Annotated in this window: 17 protein-coding genes; 7 read left to right on the top strand and 10 right to left on the bottom strand. The window is 58.8% G+C overall.

Features of this window, described 5'->3' with window-relative positions:
* Positions 1-276 precede the first annotated feature (276 nt).
* From MMW58_RS18535 to MMW58_RS18520, 4 genes are all read right to left on the bottom strand, one after another.
* The gene (locus MMW58_RS18535; protein ID WP_241721807.1) at positions 277-1,677 is read right to left on the bottom strand and encodes a heavy metal sensor histidine kinase; all 1,401 of its coding nucleotides are present in this window, start codon (positions 1,675-1,677) and stop codon (positions 277-279) included.
* Positions 1,674-2,348, bottom strand: a complete 675-nt coding sequence (locus tag MMW58_RS18530; protein WP_159236529.1) for a heavy metal response regulator transcription factor — start codon at positions 2,346-2,348, stop codon at positions 1,674-1,676. The genes MMW58_RS18535 and MMW58_RS18530 overlap by 4 nt, the downstream gene beginning before the upstream one ends.
* 40 nt (positions 2,349-2,388) lie before the next feature.
* Entirely contained in the window at positions 2,389-3,153 is a 765-nt protein-coding gene (locus tag MMW58_RS18525) for an alpha/beta hydrolase (protein ID WP_159236512.1), read from the bottom strand.
* Positions 3,154-3,385: 232 nt separating this feature from the next.
* The gene (locus tag MMW58_RS18520; protein ID WP_133597282.1) at positions 3,386-3,940 is read right to left on the bottom strand and encodes a TetR/AcrR family transcriptional regulator; all 555 of its coding nucleotides are present in this window, start codon (positions 3,938-3,940) and stop codon (positions 3,386-3,388) included.
* Positions 3,941-4,025: 85 nt separating this feature from the next.
* On the opposite strand from MMW58_RS18520, the gene MMW58_RS18515 reads away from it, so the two are divergent.
* On the top strand, positions 4,026-4,769 hold the full coding sequence (locus MMW58_RS18515) for an SDR family NAD(P)-dependent oxidoreductase (RefSeq protein ID WP_133597284.1): 744 nt from the start codon (positions 4,026-4,028) through the stop codon (positions 4,767-4,769).
* A gap of 100 nt (positions 4,770-4,869) precedes the next feature.
* Here the strand turns inward: MMW58_RS18515 and MMW58_RS18510 are convergent, their stop codons facing one another.
* A complete protein-coding gene (locus MMW58_RS18510; RefSeq protein WP_241721806.1) occupies positions 4,870-5,265 on the bottom strand; it encodes a RidA family protein in 396 nt (131 codons plus the stop codon).
* Between the two features lie 110 nt (positions 5,266-5,375).
* Here MMW58_RS18510 and MMW58_RS18505 point away from each other — a divergent pair, with 110 nt between their 5' ends.
* The 3 genes from MMW58_RS18505 to MMW58_RS18495 all read left to right on the top strand — a co-directional run bounded on the left by MMW58_RS18505 (position 5,376) and on the right by MMW58_RS18495 (position 7,864).
* Entirely contained in the window at positions 5,376-5,975 is a 600-nt protein-coding gene (locus MMW58_RS18505) for a TetR/AcrR family transcriptional regulator (protein ID WP_159236510.1), read from the top strand.
* Positions 5,976-6,022: 47 nt separating this feature from the next.
* Positions 6,023-7,474 (top strand): MFS transporter, encoded by a 1,452-nt coding sequence (locus tag MMW58_RS18500; protein ID WP_241721805.1) that lies wholly within the window; start codon positions 6,023-6,025, stop codon positions 7,472-7,474.
* A gap of 72 nt (positions 7,475-7,546) precedes the next feature.
* The gene (locus MMW58_RS18495; protein WP_241721804.1) at positions 7,547-7,864 is read left to right on the top strand and encodes an EthD family reductase; all 318 of its coding nucleotides are present in this window, start codon (positions 7,547-7,549) and stop codon (positions 7,862-7,864) included.
* Positions 7,865-7,946: 82 nt separating this feature from the next.
* Here MMW58_RS18495 and MMW58_RS18490 read toward each other — a convergent pair whose 3' ends face one another.
* The gene (locus MMW58_RS18490) at positions 7,947-8,957 is read right to left on the bottom strand and encodes a zinc-dependent alcohol dehydrogenase family protein (protein WP_159236508.1); all 1,011 of its coding nucleotides are present in this window, start codon (positions 8,955-8,957) and stop codon (positions 7,947-7,949) included.
* Positions 8,958-9,044: 87 nt separating this feature from the next.
* On the opposite strand from MMW58_RS18490, the gene MMW58_RS18485 reads away from it, so the two are divergent.
* Positions 9,045-9,986: a LysR family transcriptional regulator gene (locus MMW58_RS18485; RefSeq protein WP_241721803.1), complete on the top strand. Its 942-nt coding sequence runs from the start codon at positions 9,045-9,047 to the stop codon at positions 9,984-9,986.
* Between the two features lie 112 nt (positions 9,987-10,098).
* On the opposite strand, the gene MMW58_RS18480 is transcribed toward MMW58_RS18485, so the two are convergent.
* The 3 genes from MMW58_RS18480 to MMW58_RS18470 are packed head-to-tail and all read right to left on the bottom strand — an operon-like array spanning position 10,099 to position 13,470.
* Positions 10,099-11,511, bottom strand: a complete 1,413-nt coding sequence (locus MMW58_RS18480; protein WP_241721802.1) for a sugar porter family MFS transporter — start codon at positions 11,509-11,511, stop codon at positions 10,099-10,101.
* A 28-nt stretch (positions 11,512-11,539) separates the two neighbouring features.
* A complete protein-coding gene (locus MMW58_RS18475) occupies positions 11,540-12,460 on the bottom strand; it encodes an ROK family protein (RefSeq protein ID WP_159236505.1) in 921 nt (306 codons plus the stop codon).
* Entirely contained in the window at positions 12,457-13,470 is a 1,014-nt protein-coding gene (locus MMW58_RS18470; protein ID WP_133597302.1) for an SIS domain-containing protein, read from the bottom strand. The genes MMW58_RS18475 and MMW58_RS18470 overlap by 4 nt, the downstream gene beginning before the upstream one ends.
* Before the next feature lie 202 nt (positions 13,471-13,672).
* Between MMW58_RS18470 and MMW58_RS18465 the strand changes: the two genes are divergently transcribed.
* Complete coding sequence (locus MMW58_RS18465; protein ID WP_133597304.1) at positions 13,673-14,434, top strand: DeoR/GlpR family DNA-binding transcription regulator; 762 nt, start codon at positions 13,673-13,675, stop codon at positions 14,432-14,434.
* 337 nt (positions 14,435-14,771) lie between these two features.
* Positions 14,772-15,800 (top strand): LLM class flavin-dependent oxidoreductase, encoded by a 1,029-nt coding sequence (locus MMW58_RS18460; protein WP_041144864.1) that lies wholly within the window; start codon positions 14,772-14,774, stop codon positions 15,798-15,800.
* A gap of 43 nt (positions 15,801-15,843) precedes the next feature.
* On the opposite strand, the gene MMW58_RS18455 is transcribed toward MMW58_RS18460, so the two are convergent.
* The gene (locus tag MMW58_RS18455; RefSeq protein WP_159236503.1) at positions 15,844-16,179 is read right to left on the bottom strand and encodes a gamma-glutamylcyclotransferase family protein; all 336 of its coding nucleotides are present in this window, start codon (positions 16,177-16,179) and stop codon (positions 15,844-15,846) included.
* Positions 16,180-16,256: the final 77 nt, after the last annotated feature.

The raw sequence follows: 16,256 nt of genomic DNA, 5'->3' as shown, positions 1-16,256 counted from the left end.
CAGCCCGGAGTTCAACATCGTCATGAGCAAAATGAGATATGAAACGTTTCAGCTAGCGATTCTTGACCCGGTGCGATCGCTAACCCTGAGCGGGAGCGGTCAAAATGTGGGGTGGGGTTTGGCGCCAGAAGCGGCAGCGCAGCCCGATGAGCCAGAGAAGCGGGAAGAACAGGCGTAGAGAAAGGAACGAAGAAGGAATGGAGAAGCTGCGGCGAAGGCGCGGAGAATGGTGCGGGCGATGAGCGGGGGCGCCCGCAGATCGGCTGGCGCCCGGCGCTACTTCGCCGGAGCGTGGGGAAAGAGCAGCCAGAAGCGCGTCCGCCGCTGCCCTGAGCTTACGCCGCAGCGCCCCTGGTGCAGCTGCATAATTCCGCGCACGATAGACAGTCCCAGCCCGCTGCTGTTGTTCGAGGCGTGGCGGGCGCTGTCGGCGCGCCAGAAGCGATCGAACAGCCGCTCCTGCTGCTCCGGCGAAATCGCCTCGCCGCGGTTGGTGACGCTAAGCAGCACGCCATCGGGCTGGGTCTGCGCTTCAACCTGGACTTCGCTACCGCCGTCGGCGTAGCGAATCGCGTTATCGAGCAGATTGGCGACCGCCCGCCGGAGCAGGTCGGCATCGGCGATGATCTCCCCGCTGGCGGAAAAGCGCAGCGCTATCCGCCGCTCTTCCGCCGGGCCTTCAAAATATTCCGCCAGCGGAAGCAGAACGTCATTCAGCGACAGCGTCGCTTTGTTAATCGCCTGGCTGGCGTTTTCCGCCCGGGCGAGGAACAGCATCTTGTCGATCATGGTGGAAAGGCGCACCAGCTCTTCAAAGTTGGAGCCCAGCAGCGCGGTGTAATAGGCTTCGCTGCGCTTTTGCGTCAGGGCGATTTCGGTCTGCCCCAGCAGATTGCCGATAGGCGTGCGCAGATCGTGGGCCATATCCGCGCTGACCTGGCTGAGCTGCTGAAAGCTGTTTTCCAGCCTGTCGAGCATCTGATTAAACCCGCCGATAAGCGGCTGCAGTTCGGCCGGCGGGTTGGGCAGCGCGATGCGCCTTCCCAGGTGACGTACGTCAATCGTCGAGGTTTCCTGGGCCAGGCGCTGCAAAGGGCGCAGGCTGCGCCGGGCAAACAGGGCGCTGAGCGCGACGGCCGCCAGGGCCGCGCACAGCGTGATCAGCGCGATCTGGCGCAGATAGCTGGCCTGGGTTTGCGTACGCTCGGTCATTAGCCTGCCGGTAATAATTTCCAGCTGGCGGGAGGGCACGTGGCCGGTAACCGCCATTGCGGAAGCCGAGATAAAGGGCACGCCGCCCGGCGTCTGCTGGTGGTGCACGTCCTGGGGGACGATGGGCCGGCTGGCGGCCACCGGCACGATGTCCGGCAGCGGGCGCCTGCCCGGATTGACCTCAATCAGCGGCGGCTGGCCCGGAAAGCGCAGCACCAGCAGCGATTCGGTGTTGCCCAGCATGTTGGTAAACAAATGCGGCTTTTCGCGGATCATCCGCTGGACGTCCTCGTTAAGCACCAGCGTGCGGATTTGATCCAGGCGGTTGGTTAAGGCGATGTCGTCGCGGATGCTGAGCTGCTGGCAGAGGGAGCGGTAGAGCGCGGTACCGACGCCGAGCAGCACCAGCAGAACCGCGGCGCCCACCATCAGCGATAATCGGGTGCTGATCGACAGGCCCTTCATTTCTGCTCCTCGCAGCAGTAGCCCACGCCGTGGACGGTATGAATCAGCGGAAGGTCAAAGGGCGCATCGACCTTTTGCCGCAGACGGCGCACCGCCACGTCAACCACGTTGGTGTCGCTATCAAAATTCATGTCCCAGACCCGCGAGGCGATCAGGGTGCGGGTCAATACCTGCCCGGAGTTGAGCATAAAGAGCTGCAGCAGGTTGAACTCTTTATTGGTCAGGTCCAGCCGCACGCCGGCGCGCTCCACCCGCCGGGTGGTGATATTGAGACGCAAATCGCCGACCGTCAGCTGCTCTTCGCGCTTCGCCTGTCCGCCGCGGCGCAGGGCGGTGCGGATGCGCGCCAGCAGCTCGGCAAACGAAAAAGGCTTGACCAGATAGTCATCGGCGCCGAGCTCCAGCCCTTTGATTTTGTCCTCGACGGTGCCTTTGGCGGTGAGGAAAATCACCGGGGTATCAAGCTGCTCATCCAGCTGCGCCATCACTTCCCAGCCGTTCATCTGCGGCATCATCACGTCCAGCAGGATGAGATCGTAGTGGTGCTCCCGGGCCATAAACAGCCCCTCCTGGCCATTTACGGCAACGTCGACCACGTAGCCGGACTCGGTCAGGCCGCTGCGCATGTACTCACGCGCTTTGGGTTCGTCTTCTATCACCAGTATTTTCACCATGGCTCCTGAACGCGTTTCCCCACGCAGCGGCAGCGACTCACTTCTGCGCGCCGTTGGCCGCCTGCTCAATCAGCGCGGCGACCTCTTTGGGATGAGACTGAAAAACGGAATGGCTGCCGTCAACTTCCACGGTATGGCTTTTCGCGCGTTTAGCGTACATGCGCTCCAGATCGGGGTTAATAATTTTGTCCGATTTCGCCACCATATACCAGCTCGGCTTGGTTCGCCACGCGGCCTGCGTCACCACGGCAGCAAGCGAGGTCGGGGAGGTGGGGATTTGCGACTGGGCGCCAAATTGAGCCTGCTCGCGCGGCAGGTCGGCGGCAAAATCCCCCGGGAAGTAGCGCGGATCGAGCATCACGTAGCCGTCAGCCGTTTTGATAAACGGGTGCGCGGAGTTGGGATATTTTTTGCTGACCTCCGCCCGGTTCTCTCCGGCATCCAGCGCGTGGGCGGCGATATAAACCAGCCCGGCCACCTTCGGGTCGTTACCGGCCTGGGTAATAATCGCCCCGCCGTAGCTGTGGCCGACCAGAATGACCGGACCCTCCTGACGATCCAGAATACGCCGGGTGGCGGCGACATCGTCGGCAAACGAGGTCAGCGGCTCCTGCACCAGCGTGACCCTGTAGCCGTCGCGGCTCAGGATGTCATAGACCGGCTTCCACCCGGAACCATCAACAAAGGCGCCGTGTACCAGCACGATATTTTTCACCGGCGCGGCCTCGGCCGCGTGGCTGGCGCCGGCCATCATCATGGCCGCGGCGACAAGGCTCATTACTGCTTTATGTTGGATTTTCATGCTCATTCTCTCCTCAACGGGGATTTGTTCGGTGTGGGAGTGAGTGTAGCGAGAGGGTTCTGACAGGAAGGTGAGTCAGTTATGACAAAAAAATGACGGCCGGGCGCGGGCCTTTGGCGCACGGGGAGAGGAGCGGAGGAAGGTGTGGCTAAAGGCGCGCGGCGGCGTTTAGGACCCTGTTCGTGACCCGGAGAGCCGCCTGGGGTTCACGCCATTACCGCGCGTGGCGACTTCAGCGCTCGCTGATACCGACGAGAAACAGGTTGACCAAATGTTCGATGCGCGACGGCGGCGAGCCATCCTGCTCCGCGGCCAGAGAGATTGCCGTGACGACATACACCAGATCGTCAAAGGTCACGTCGCGACGCAGGATCCCGGCCTCCTGCCCGCGTCGCAACAGACGCTGACCCTCTTCAGTTATCGCGTGGCAGCCGGGCGTTCCGCTTTGCAGAACCGTTCCGAGCGAGGCGGCAAGGCTGCGATAGAGAGTGGTGTTGGTCACCAGCTCTTCAAGGTAGAGGCGTACCGCGCTGCCCGCATCGACCCCGGCATCCCGGACGCGGCTGGCCTCGGCCAGCGACAGAAAGCGCTCGCTGCAGGCGGCTGCCAGCAGGGCTTCACGAGTCGGAAAGCGCCGATAGAGCGTACCGATGCCGACGCCCGCCCGTTTCGCCACGTCCTCCAGCGACACGGCGGCGCCCTTGGTCAGAAAAATCTCTTCGGCGGCGGCAAGAATACGCTCGCGGTTGCGCAGCGCGTCAGCGCGCAGTATGGATTCATCGTTCAATTCTTTTTCTCCCTTTGACAAGTGGAGGATACCTCCGTATTTTAAGTGGAGCAACACTCCACTTATTGTTTGAGAGGGCGGTAAAATGACGAAGCGGTTTGAGAACAAGGTTGTGGTCATCACCGGCGGCAGCGACGGGATTGGCCTGGAGACGGCGAAAGAGTTCGCCGCTGAAGGCGCCCACGTCTATATCACCGGGCGTCGGCAGGAGCATCTCGCTGCCGCCGTGCGGGAGATTGGTAACGGCGCGGTGGGCGTGCAGGGGGATGTCGCTATTCCCGCCGATCTCGATCGGCTCTACGCGCGGATCCAGCATGACCACGGCAGAGTGGACGTTGTCTTTGCCAATGCGGGGATTGCCGAAACGCAGCCGCTGGAGACGATCGATGAAGCCCATTTCGACCGAATGTTTGCGGTGAATGTTAAAGGCCTGCTTTTCACCGTGCAGAAGGCGCTGCCGTTGATGGGCGCGGGAGGCGCGATCGTTCTCAACGGATCGGTTGCCGGCAGCAAAGGCTTTGCGGGCCAGTCGCTGTACAACGCGAGCAAGGCGGCTGTGCGCTCGTTCGCACGAACCTGGACCAACGATCTGAAGGAGCGGGGCATTCGTGTGAACGTCGTCGCGCCGGGCGGTACGGAAACACCTCTGATGCGTGGCTATCTTGACGCACGTCCTGGATTTGAAGATATGCTGAATCAGCTTGTTCCGCTCGGCAGATTGGGGCGGCCGGACGAAGTGGCGAAAGCGGTGCTGTTCCTGGCATCCGCTGAGAGCAGCTTTATTGCCGGCAGCGAACTCTTTGTCGATGGCGGCAGCCTCGCCGTTTAGCCGCCTGGCGCAGGGCCTTCGGTAAAACAGAAGCGCGGGGAACGATCCGCGCTTTTTTTATGGCGATTTTATTTAAATTTTTATTGCCGTAGGGCGGCGTTTACGCACCCCGCACGGCAATACATTTTATTTCGACCAGCAGACCGGGATGCGCCAGGCTCGTCACCTCTACGCAGGTCCATGCGCTTCTGCCGCGCGGGAAAAGGCCGTCCTTCACGCGGCGAAAGGTATCCATATGCTCTGCCATAGCGACGTGATAAGTGGTCATCTCCACCACGTCATCAAAGCTGCAGCCCGCTTCGTTGAGCACTAACTCCAGGTTGTGCCAGCAGGCAATAAACTGCTGTTCCGGGTCGTGAATCACCTCAAGCTCGGCCGTGCGGCCTACCTGCCCGGCGCAGTACAGCGTGTTGCCGACCAGCACGGCGGGCACGTAGCCGGTGCGTTCCGAAAGCGTCCGCATGGCGGCGGGGATAATGAATGTTCTATCGGTCATGACGTCTTTAATCCTTCGTTGCGCAGCGGGCGGCTTGCATTTGTCCTTCAGCCGCTGCTAGTATAGGAACCAATCGGTTTATAATCTAAGCCTCTTATCTGGGTTTATCAATGAAAAATCTGTCTGCTATCGGGCGTCCGCGGGAGTTCGAGCTTGAAGAGGCCGCCCGCGACGCCATGAACGTGTTTTGGGATCTCGGCTATGAGGCGGCGTCGCTGCCGGATCTGATCGCCGGGACCGGCCTGTCGCGCGGCAGCCTTTACAAGGCGTTCGGCGATAAAAAGGGGCTGCTGCTGGCGGCGCTGGATCTCTACACCGCCGACGGGCTGAAGGCGACGGCGGATATTCTGTCGCAGCCCGGATCGGTCGCCGAGGCGATCCGCGCTTCGCTGCTGCGTTATGCCGCGCTTTCATCGGGCGAGAAGGGGCGACGCGGCTGCCTGGTGGTGTCATTGACCACCGAAATGGCCGCGCGCGACGAGCAGGTGGCCGAGCGAACCGGACGCATGTTCCGGCGGCTGCAGCAGCTCTACGCCGCGGCGATCGTGCGCGGTCAGATCGGCGGCGAGCTGCCCGAGTGCGATGAGCAGGCGGCGGCCCGTTTCCTGGTTTGTCAGATTGAAGGAATGCGGGTGCTGGGCAAAACCGGCGCGCGCGAAGAGGAGATGCGCGCCGTGGTTGATTGCACGATGCGCGTTATCGCGGGTTAAATTTTTTATCCAATTTGGAACTGAATGGTTCCATTTAGAGACCGTATATGTCCCACTTAAATCCTGACTCAGCCGAGCCTCACCGCTGGGCAATGTTTATCGTCCTGCTGGTGGGGGCCTTTTTACCGCCGCTGGATTTCTTCATCGTGAACGTGGCGCTGCCTTCAATTCAGGGGGAGCTGGGGACCTCGGCGTCGGCCGAGCAGTTCGTGATATCGTCCTACGCAGGATTTTATGCCGTGACGCTGATCACCGGCGGGCGGCTGGGCGATCTGTTTGGCCGCGGACGGATGTTTTTCACCGGCTTGATTGGCTTTGCCGCGGCGTCGGCGCTGTGCGGTTTTGCCTGGTCGCCCGGGGCGCTGATCGCCGGCCGCGTGTTGCAGGGGATCACCGCCGCAATTATGGCTCCGCAGGCGCTGGCGTCAATTCAGGCGATTTTCCCGGAAGCGGAAAAATCGCGCGCGCTGGGCCTTTACGGGGCGGTGTTCGGCCTGGCGTCGGTTATCGGCCAGGCGCTGGGCGGCATTCTGATCTCTTTAAATCTCTTTGATAGCGGCTGGCGGGCCATTTTCCTCGTCAACCTGCCGATCGCGCTGCTGGTCCTGCTGTTCGGCATTCCGCTGATCAAAGAGACCCGCGCGCGGCAGGCCCGCCGGTTAGACATGGGCGGGACGGAGCTCTCCGTCATCGCCCTGGGTCTGCTTATCGTGCCGCTGATCGAAGGCCGGGAGGCGGGCTGGCCGGGGTGGTCCTGGCTGGCGCTGGCGCTCACTCCGGTCGCTGCCTGTCTGTTCTGGCGCTATGAAAACCGGCTTGCGCGCCGGGGCGGCGATCCGCTCATCGACCCGATGATTTTTCGCGAGCCGGGCATGGGGCTCTCCCTGCTGCTGGCGCTGCTGTTCTACTCGATTGGCGTCTTTTTCCTGCTGTTCTCAATCTATTTGCAGAGCGTTCTGCAGCAAAGCGTACTGCGGGCAGGGCTGATCTTTCTGCCGTTCGGCGCCGGTTTTTTGCTGGGGCCGCTGTCAACGCCGTTTGGCCGACGGATGGTCGGTCCTTACGTCAATCCCATCGGCATGGGGCTGGAAACGCTGGGTCTGCTCGGATTTGCCGGGCTGATGATGACGACGGCGGACGGTATTCCGCCGGCCGCGCTTCCTCTGTCAGCCGCGCTGTTCATCATCGGCTTCGGCCAGGGGCTGGCGCTCCCGACGCTGATGCACATTATTACCGGCCGCGTTGCGCCGGCCTACGCCGGGATGATTGCCGGCGTGGTCAGCTCGACGCTGCAGCTGAGCACCGCCCTTAGCGTGGCGATTATTGGCGGCATTTTCTATGCCGTACTGGGTTCACGCGGCGATCCTGGCGCCATCACCCACGCATTTATCGTCGCCGTCTTGTGCATCGCCTGCTGCCTGGCGGCCGGGGCAGGGTTGAGTATCAGCCTCGCCCGGAAGTCGGCGGCTGCGCTGAAGCTTAGCAAATCGAACGCATGAGTCATCCCGGCCGCGCTTAGGTGAATCCTGCTGCTGCGCGGCTATTTCAAATCCCTTTAACAGAAGAGCATTATGAATACAGAGAATACGCAGGTTGTTATCTATGTCAGCTACCAGGGCCGCGCGGAGGATCGTTTCGATCGGCAATACTATGTTGACGGCCATCTTCCGCTGGTGATGAAGCTGTGGGAAAAATATGGCCTGGTCAGCGTGGCCGCCTTCTTCCCGCTGCGGGAGCAGCCGGGAACCCTGGCCATTTGCGAATGCATTTTCCGCGACGAGGCGTCGGTGACCGCGGTATTTTCCTCGCCGGAAGTCGCCGAAGTGATGGCGGACGTGCCGCTGTTTACCGATATCCACCCCGTGCGTATGCGGGCGCGTCCTCTTTGATTATGTAAAATAGCCACCTGCGGGCAGGTGGCATTCATCTACCAGTGGCGCTCCCGGGAATTAGATGCCGGGGCGACAGGCCTCACCAATCAAATTCGATCGCAATTTTACCGAAATGCCCGCCTTGCGACATCAGCTCATAGGCCTGCGCGAGCTCGTTGAGCGTAAATTTGCGGTCGATGACCGGCTCGATGCGGTGCGCCGCGATCGCCGCCACCGCAGCGGCCAGATCGGCCACCGACCCGCCGTTGGTACCCTGCACGCGGACCTCCTTGAAGATCACTGACAGCAGGTCCAGCGGAGTCGATCCGCCGCCGAGAAAACCGATAGCCGCCACCGTACCGCCGTGCCGTACGGCGGATACCGAGCGGTTAAAGGCTTCCCCTCCGACGGGATCGATAACTAAGTCAGCGCCCACGCCGCCGGTGCGCTGCTGGATAAACAGGTCCCAGGCAGCATCCTTGCGGTAGTTGAACACCTCATCGGCACCTAATTCACGGGCACGTTCCAGTTTTTCCTCGGAGGAGGAGGTGATGATGACCCTGGCTCCTCGCGCCTTGGCCAGCTGCAGAGCGAATATAGACACTCCGCCCGTACCCAGCAGGACGACGGTCGAAGCGGGTCCAATGTGCGCCGCTTCCAGCGCTCGCCATGCGGTCATCGCGGCGACGGGCAGCGTACCCGCCGCTTCCCAGCTTAAGTAATCCGGGATCTTTACAACGCCGGCCGCGTCGAGTTCGGCGATTTCAACCAGCGAACCGGGGAGGGTCGCTCCGCGCATGGGGTTGGCCAGCTCGGCGCTGGAGCGGCCGGCAATCCAGCGCGCCTTAACGTGGACGGCGACGCGATCCCCCACCTTGACCTGCCAGACATCCTCCCCGATCGCCACGACTTCACCCGCGCCATCGGCAAGCGGAATAATGGGATAAGGCGCACCGGGATATTGGCCGGAGGCCACGGCCAGATCGGCGAAATTAATACTGCCAGCCTTCATCCGTACCAGAATGCGGCCTTTGGTCGGGGGGACGGGGTCGGGACGCTCTCCATACTGGAATGCATCTCGTGCAGGGGCGGTGATTTCAATGTATTTCATCGGGGTTACTCCGTGGGGAAAAACCCACTGTACATTGCTGCATTTATATTTAGAATTGGTAGAAATTACACTTAATACGTGCGATATATGCAGCAATCATTTTTTTCTAACTTGAACGAACTGGCGGCATTTGTGGCGCTGGCTGATACGGGTTCTTTCGCCGCAGCCGGTCGGCAACTCGGACGCGATTCGACGGCTATTTCTCGCCGCCTGAGTGCGATGGAGGCGAGAATGGGGATCAGACTGGCGGAGCGAAGCACGCGTAAGGTTGTCCTCACGGAAGCGGGCCGCAGCTACCTGGAGCGTATTCGTCCGCTGCTGTATGAGCTGCAGGCCGCGGGGGGAGAGGCGGCTGCCTTTGCCGATGGCGAAGCCCGCGGACATTTACGCGTCACCCTGCCGGGAAACTTTGGCCGCCTGTGGCTGACGCCGCTCATCCTGGAGTTTCTGCGCGCGCATCCCCGGGTAACCGTGGAAGTGGATACCAGTAACCGATTCGTCGATCTTATCGGCGAGCGTTTTGATCTCGCTATTCGGCTGGGAGAACTCCCCGACTCGCGCCTGGTTGCGCGCAAAGTAGCCGAGCGGCGCCGATTAATCTGCGCATCACCGGCGTTTATTGCCCAACATCCGACTATCCGGATACCGCAGGACCTGACGAACGTGCCGTGCTTATGCTTCACCGGCCGGCACGATCCTTACAAATGGAGCTTCAGCAAACCAAATGGAGGAGCCTCTGGCGTCGCGGTGACCGGCCCCCTTGCTTCGGACGATGCCGAGCTATTGGTCGAGGCGGCCGTCAGCGGCATGGGGGTTTTATATACTTCCGACTGGTATGCCTCCCGTGAGCTGGCAGCGGGGCGGCTTGTGGAGATCCTGCCTGAATGGACCGTGCTTGACCGAGGTGCGGTGTATGTGGTCACCCCCGCAGCCGCTGGTACGCCCTCGAAAACTCGCGCTTTTTCTGATTGGATCGCGGAGAGGTTGAAGCCGCCGCCTTGGGCCGTGTTACCGAAGGTTGCCCCCTGACCATCCCGTCGCGGCAGGCTCGCCGAGGCAGAGGATATTTTAGCGAGCGATAATAAAGCCCTGACGGCTTCTTCAGGGCTTTTTAATTAACGATTTAAGTTAGATATTAAATTCAGCTGCCAGCGGTTTCAACTCCCGTAGTCTTATTCTGTCGCTCCTTAAAATATAGCTCGACCTCCTCAAGGCTTTTCCCTTTAGTCTCCGGAACAAAAAAGCTGAATATGGTAAAGGCAACGCAAATTACGGAAAATATCCAGAACGTGGTCGATGCGCCTATGCCATTGAGCATGGGAAGGGAGAGAAGCGCGATCACCAGATTGGTGGCAAAAATAACAAAGATAGACAGACTGGTGACTTTGGCCCTTGCTCTGAGCGGCGAAATTTCAGAAATCATCAGAAAGCCTAGCATTCCCGGGCTGACGGCATACATCACGATATAAAATACTAGCGAAGCGAACGCCAGCCAGCTGCTGCCAGGAAACGCGGGAACGGAGAAAAGCAGGGCCAAAATGATGAGGCTAATGGTCAGCCCAATCGCACCTAATATAAGCAATGGCCTGCGCCCAACTTTATCGACAATAAGCATGCCGACAATGGTAAATATAACGTTGGTTATGCCCAGCCCGATGGTTCCGATCCAGGAGGCCGAAGAGGTGAAACCGCTGGACTGTAATATCTGCGGAGCGAAATAAATGACCAGGTTAATACCACAAGCATTAGAGAAGAAAGCCACCAGAACGCCCATCGTTATCATGGGCTTGACGTGGCCGCGAAATAAATCCCGCCAGCGCATACTGTCCTGCTCGAGCGTATTCAGGCGTTCGGTTTCTTTAATCTCCGCCTCAACGTCGCGGCGCCCCCTCAGCTTCATCAACGATCGCCTGGCAATATCATGGCGGTTTACGGCGATAAGCCAGCGCGGCGACTCGGTAACAAAGAGCGTGCCCGCCGCTAACAGCACCCCAAAGATTCCGGCAATCCCGAGCGGAATTCTCCATTCACCGCTGCTTTCAGCCACCGCATTGACGCCATAAGCCATAACAATGCCTACGGTAATCATCAGCTGGAATGAGGTGACCAAAACGCCGCGGATTTTTGCCGGCGACAATTCCGCAATATAAACCGGCACAAGAACCGAAGAGGCTCCGACGCCAATACCCTGCAGGATGCGTGCAAACGTCAGAACCTCTATCTGAGAGCTAAAACCAGAAATGACGGCGCCGGTAGCAAAGCAGATACCTGAGATAAACAGGTTCACTTTGCGTCCGTATTTGTCCGCCAGCGGGCCTGCCACCAGTGCGCCGATCATGGCGCCCAGCAGCGACATACTGACAATGACGCCCTGCATTAAATCATTAATTTGAAACTCTTTGCCAATATAGACAATTGCTCCTCCAATAATGCCGGTGTCATAGCCAAATATGATGCCACCTACGGAAGAGATCAGCACGGAAAGAATAATATAAATACTTATCTTCATTCTTTCAGGCGTGCCGCGACCTTCGCTATAATCTGAATGCGCCATGATGTTAACCTGTATTTATTTGTGATTGTTAAGCCACTGACGGAATAACCGTAGCGCCAAGGGCTCCAGCAATATCGCCCAATTGCGACGGCACTATTCTGTCGTTAATAGCGTACGCCTGCGCACGCGTGAGTGATTCCTCCAGTCCGGATTTGAATAGCGGGTAATAATGGGCGGCGCTGCCGCTCAGTATGGTTAAATCAGGGCCATAGAGCGTTAATAACGTGACTAGCCCTCGCCCTAAATAGTTTCCATAACGATGAAATACGTTTGCAACGTCCGCTCTGTTCTCCGCAATGGCCTGATAAAAGCTGACGTCATGTTTTTCAAAGGGCGCATCGGGCAGAAGCGCTTCCAGATTCTGCTGAAGCCAGGTTCTGGAGGCGAGCATCTCCCAGCAGCCGCGCAGGCCGCAGTAGCAGACCGCTGGATTGCCCGATACGGGTATGTGGCCAGCCTCGGGATGCTGGCCGTCGCTGGTTCGAAAAGGCTTCCCGTTATCCAGCAGCGCCACCCCAATTCCCGTTCCCAGCGTCACCATCAGCAGCCGTTTGCTCTTTTTCCCTGCGCCGAAATGATACTCTCCTAGCACGGCGGCGACGGCATCGTTGTCAATACCCACTTTGACCTTGAGCCGCTCCCGCAGCTCGTCCACAAGGGGGAAAAAGGAAAAGCACTCCAGCGTATCCTTATTATTAATCACCCCGGTGGTGGTATCGACCGGCCCGCTGGCCCCGATGCCGAGGCTAACAAGCTCGACGCCATCGGGGATCAGAGAAGCGACATGGGCGGCCAGCGCTGCGGAACGATGCTGCTTATCAACGCGATTAAATTCCGCTGTCGGGATCGTTTTGGTATTAAGGATCCCCTCGGCGCCAAGAATAATGATGCGGGTCCCGGTCCCGCCAAGATCGATCCCTGCTTTGGCGAATAGGGTTGGGCTGCTCATACCGCCACCGTAATTTTTTTTCCATAGAGAAACTGACCCGGAACAAAACCGTTTTTCTTCGCAAGCTCAACCGTCAGATGCTCAATGTAAATAAAACCGCATAGCAGCTGGCATAGTTCGCTCTTTGGCGGAACGAAAAGTAGCTCAGAGTTCGCGAAAGGCGCCGAGCCGATGGTAACGACGTCGGTTCCGTTCGCCAGCAGCTCCGAGGCGAGCTTTTCAAGCGTTTCGTCGCCGGGTTTCCCGGTCAGAACCGCCAGCATGCCTTCACCTGAGGTTTCCAGCGGGCCATGCCGAAACTCTCCGCCGATGAATCCTTCTGCGCTGACCTTTGAGGCTTCTTTTGTGATTAATGCCGCCGTCAGCGCGCTGGAGGCAAACGATCCCGTGCCAATGTAGGCAACGCGGGGGCGCCTGGCGTTAAATAGCCTCTCCGTCACGTCTTGTACCGACCGGCCGTCGCCGATCGTATTACGGATCGCGTCGAGCACCTCCGTTACCGCATGACGCACCGCCGCCTCATCCTCATCCAGCAAAACGGCAAGGATTCGGTGACAGGCAATAAGCGTATTCAGATAGCTTTTGGAACTCACCGTGGCTTCATCACCGCTTTCAAGCGTGACGAGGACGTCGGCGCTTTTTCCGAGCGTACTGTTCGGGTCGTTGGTTAAACCGATAAGCGTGTGCGGACGAATTCCTTTTTCAATCAGAGCAACGATTTCACCGCTCATGCCGGACTGCGAGGTGGCCCACACGAGGGAGTTTTCGGTCACAAGTGACGGCATATCCAGCAAACGCCCCGCATCTACTCGCCATACCGGGTAGCCTCTGGCAATGAGGGCTCTCTCCACGGGGATCAGGGCATAATCAGAAGACCCCATACCGGTCAGAACGATCCGGTCAAAGCTGCTCAGCCGCACCGAGTGAAGGTTGGCCGGTAGCGGGTTGTTCAGCTGCGCGACAATGGCATCCGGCTGCATGGCAATATCATTTTCATAGGGATTAGACATAGTTTCCTCATAGGGAGTTAGTGAACACGAATACACGCTACATGCACGATATCGTGCATGTCAATGCACGATATCGTTTATGTGACGGAGGTGGCACATTCCCGGAGGTGGTAATTAACCGTTTGAAAGATAGATGTTTGTTCTTTTTAATTAGCAAAAACATGGTAATATCGACTGCACTGAAATGTGGGAGGTGTGGAAAATGCTGGCACAAGAAAGGCGGGAAAAAATTATCTCCATGCTCAATTCAACGGGTTACCTGAATGCCAATCAGCTGGCCGACATGTTTGAGGTGGATAGTTCGACAATCAGAAGAGATCTGATTTATTTAGAGAAAACGCATCAAATCATCAGAACGCACGGCGGGCTGCTTCCCGTACTTTCCACGGAGGGGCAGGATACGCCCTACAGCATCCGCAAAAGTCGGAATCATGAACAGAAGGTTGCCATCGGCAGGTACGCAGCATCTTTAATCGCGGACGGCGACTCGGTTATCTTAGACAACGGTTCAACGGTGTATGAGCTGGCCCTGCAGCTGGTATCTAAAAAAGATCTGACCGTCATCACCAATGACCTGAATATTGCGATGCTGCTGAGCCAATATTCGTCAATCAATCTGAACGTTACCGGCGGTGTCGTCGTTGGCAACTCCTACACCCTTGTCGGGCCAGACGCGACCAGAAAATTTAGCGAAGTCTATGCGGACTGGGCATTTCTTGGCGCAGAGGGCGTACACCCTGAAGCCGGCATAACCAATATTAACGCCATCGAATTACCGACGAAAAAGGCGATCCTCCATTCAGCGAAAACCCGCGTGGTGTTGGCCGATACGTCTAAGCTGGGATACCGCGCGGTTTCACACGTATGCCATATCTCAGACGTCGATATGATCGTTACGGACAAAAAGAAAACGGATAAAGCAGCGTTAGCTTACCAGGATAAGCTGCGCTACGCCGATATCTGATACGCGGCGCCGCTTCTCTCATAGGGAAAATAGCGCCGCTTTATCAGCAGCTGCTTTTCAATGCCTCTTAGCTAAAAAGCGATTAATCACGCACCTGCGCTTATATCCGGGTTGGAACGTCGCAAGATTTTCTACGGGTCGATTCGGCCGTCGGGAGTCGGGGGACAGGCCCGCCGCCACTCGGTCAATTTATTTGATGCATTATGTTAAACAAACGATATTTATTCCCATCAGCGAATGCGTAAAGTAGACGTAAACCTCGGCAGGCGCTGATTTACGGCATCGCGGTTAATGCCGGCCTGCGGATAATTTCCCTGCAAACCAGGATCAATACGTCATGAAAAAGATTGGATTTTTGTCATTTGGCCACTGGACGCCGTCGGCGCAGTCCGCCACCCGCTCGGCGGCTGACGCGCTGCTGCAGTCCATCGATCTGGCGGTTGCCGCCGAAGAGCTGGGCGCGGACGGCGCCTATTTTCGGGTGCATCATTTTGCCCGCCAGCTCAGCTCGCCGTTTCCTCTGCTGGCCGCGATAGGCGCGAAAACCAGCAGGATTGAAATCGGCACCGGCGTTATCGATATGCGCTATGAAAATCCGCTCTATATGGCCGAGGACGCGGGGGCGGCGGATCTGATCTCCGGCGGTCGCCTGCAGCTTGGCATCAGCCGCGGCTCTCCGGAGCAGGTGATTGACGGCTGGCGTCATTTTGGCTACGTGCCCGCCGACGGAGAAAACGAGTCAGACATGGCGCGTCGTCATACCGAAGTGCTGCTCGACGTGCTGCGAGGGGAGGGGTTTGCCCAACCGAATCCGCAGCCGATGTTCCCCAACCCGCCGGGCCTGCTGCGCCCCGAGCCGTATGCCGAAGGGCTGCGCGAGCGTATCTGGTGGGGCGCGGGTTCCAACGCCACGGCGGTGTGGGCGGCGAAGCTGGGGATGAACCTGCAAAGCTCGACGCTGAAAGATGACGAAACCGGCGAGCCTTTCCATATTCAGCAGGCAAAACAGATCCGGGCATACCGCGAGGCCTGGGCGCAGGCGGGGCATTCCCGTACGCCGCGCGTCTCGGTCAGCCGCAGTATTTTTGCCCTGATGAACGATCGCGACCGGATGTATTTCGGTACAGGCCGGGATGACGGGGATACAATTGGCCAGCTTGATGAGAAAACGCGGGCGATTTTCGGGCGTAGCTATGCCGCCGAGCCGGACCGGCTTATCGAGCTGCTGAAGAGAGACGAAGCGATTGCCGAAGCCGACACCTTATTGCTGACCGTGCCGAATCAGCTGGGCGTGGATTACAACGTGCACGTTATTGAGTCGATCCTCAAACAGGTTGCGCCGGCGCTGGGCTGGCGCGACAAATAGGCGGTCACGCCAACGCCCCGTGAGCCATGCGGGGCGTTAACCCCTACGGCTGAGCCGGCGGCTGGAGCTGATAGATCCACGCGGACTGGCGCCGACCGTCGGCCGTCGTCACCTCAGCTTCCACCCGGTCGTAGCCCTCTTCAAACTCGTCCAGCGCGGGCCAGAACTCCGCCAGCTTTGCGGACGCAAACAGATAGCCGTGGACCTGCGGCCCGCTTTCACTCAGGACGATCCCCGGAAAATCAGCGGCAGCGCCCCAGCCGCGCGCGTAAAAGGTGCCGGTCACCGTTCCCGGCAGCCACTCTCCGCCGATATTTTCCAGAATATAGGCATTAGCGTGGCCCGGACGCAGCGTGCCGTAGACAAATAAGCGTTCCATTATTCCTCATTAAGCAAGGTGATAAATTCCCCGGCAGGCGGGGGAGAGAACCCATACTGGCGGAATCGCGACGTTTT

This window comes from Klebsiella sp. HC6 (assembly GCF_022605325.1).
In the GTDB taxonomy this organism is placed as follows: domain Bacteria; phylum Pseudomonadota; class Gammaproteobacteria; order Enterobacterales; family Enterobacteriaceae; genus Klebsiella; species Klebsiella terrigena.
Note: the sequence above shows the minus strand (reverse complement) of the source record. Positions and strands in the feature narration are given on the sequence as shown.

Bases quoted from the DNA above. Each gene is read 5' to 3' on its own strand.
- MMW58_RS18535 (WP_241721807.1), bottom strand. From the start codon at position 1,677: ATGAAGGGCCTGTCGATCAGCACCCGATTATCGCTGATGGTGGGCGCC.
- MMW58_RS18525 (WP_159236512.1), bottom strand. From the start codon at position 3,153: ATGAAAATCCAACATAAAGCAGTAATGAGCCTTGTCGCCGCGGCCATG.
- MMW58_RS18515 (WP_133597284.1), top strand. From the start codon at position 4,026: ATGACGAAGCGGTTTGAGAACAAGGTTGTGGTCATCACCGGCGGCAGC.
- MMW58_RS18510 (WP_241721806.1), bottom strand. From the start codon at position 5,265: ATGACCGATAGAACATTCATTATCCCCGCCGCCATGCGGACGCTTTCG.
- MMW58_RS18505 (WP_159236510.1), top strand. From the start codon at position 5,376: ATGAAAAATCTGTCTGCTATCGGGCGTCCGCGGGAGTTCGAGCTTGAA.
- MMW58_RS18500 (WP_241721805.1), top strand. From the start codon at position 6,023: ATGTCCCACTTAAATCCTGACTCAGCCGAGCCTCACCGCTGGGCAATG.
- MMW58_RS18495 (WP_241721804.1), top strand. From the start codon at position 7,547: ATGAATACAGAGAATACGCAGGTTGTTATCTATGTCAGCTACCAGGGC.
- MMW58_RS18490 (WP_159236508.1), bottom strand. From the start codon at position 8,957: ATGAAATACATTGAAATCACCGCCCCTGCACGAGATGCATTCCAGTAT.
- MMW58_RS18485 (WP_241721803.1), top strand. From the start codon at position 9,045: ATGCAGCAATCATTTTTTTCTAACTTGAACGAACTGGCGGCATTTGTG.
- MMW58_RS18480 (WP_241721802.1), bottom strand. From the start codon at position 11,511: ATGGCGCATTCAGATTATAGCGAAGGTCGCGGCACGCCTGAAAGAATG.
- MMW58_RS18475 (WP_159236505.1), bottom strand. From the start codon at position 12,460: ATGAGCAGCCCAACCCTATTCGCCAAAGCAGGGATCGATCTTGGCGGG.
- MMW58_RS18470 (WP_133597302.1), bottom strand. From the start codon at position 13,470: ATGTCTAATCCCTATGAAAATGATATTGCCATGCAGCCGGATGCCATT.
- MMW58_RS18465 (WP_133597304.1), top strand. From the start codon at position 13,673: ATGCTGGCACAAGAAAGGCGGGAAAAAATTATCTCCATGCTCAATTCA.
- MMW58_RS18460 (WP_041144864.1), top strand. From the start codon at position 14,772: ATGAAAAAGATTGGATTTTTGTCATTTGGCCACTGGACGCCGTCGGCG.
- MMW58_RS18455 (WP_159236503.1), bottom strand. From the start codon at position 16,179: ATGGAACGCTTATTTGTCTACGGCACGCTGCGTCCGGGCCACGCTAAT.